This window comes from Vibrio sp. 1069, from assembly GCF_033340555.1.
In genome coordinates this window covers 1-694 of record NZ_JAWOWP010000395.1, presented here as the reverse complement: position 1 = coordinate 694, position 694 = coordinate 1, and the positions used below count along the sequence as shown (strand labels likewise).

Genomic DNA, 694 nt, shown 5'->3' with positions numbered 1-694 from the left:
GAAACACTTTGCCGATCGTGTGTTGGTGATGTGCAAAGGTGAGGTCGTTGAAGAAGGCTTCACTGAGCACTTGTTTTCTGAACCTCAGCATGAATACACCAAAATGCTGATTAACTCGATTCCGAAAGGAAGCAAAACCCCCGTTGATGAGAAAGCGTCGGAATTGCTCAACGCTGAAGACATTCGTGTGAAGTTTTTGGTGACGCCTCACTTTATCCCAAGCAAAAGCGAGTACTTCGAAGCGGTAAAAGGCATTTCGTTACAACTGAAACAGGGCGAAACACTAGGCATTGTTGGTGAATCCGGTTCGGGTAAATCCACGTTAGGGCGCGCGTTGATCGGTTTGCTACCGTCTACCGGAAAAATTGAGTTTAAAGGTCAAAACATGGCCTCACTCAGTGATAAAGAGCGGTTCGATCTGAAAAAAGACGTACAAATGGTGTTCCAAGATCCATACGGTTCGCTTTCACCACGTATGACCATCGGGGAAATCATCACTGAAGGGTTAACCGTCCACCGACCATATTTAAACAAGAAAGAACGCATGCAAAAAGCGCGTGATGTTCTGCGCGAAGTACGTTTGGATCCCGCATCTATAAACCGCTATCCGCACGAATTTTCCGGTGGGCAACGTCAACGTATTGCGATTGCACGAGCCTTGATTTTGGAACCGTCGTTTATCTTGCTTGATGAG

Annotated in this window: 1 protein-coding gene; it reads left to right on the top strand. The window is 46.5% G+C overall.

Annotated features, from left to right (window positions below):
- A partial coding sequence (locus R7040_RS26740; RefSeq protein ID WP_318097626.1) for an ATP-binding cassette domain-containing protein occupies positions 1 to 694 on the top strand: 694 nt, incomplete at both ends.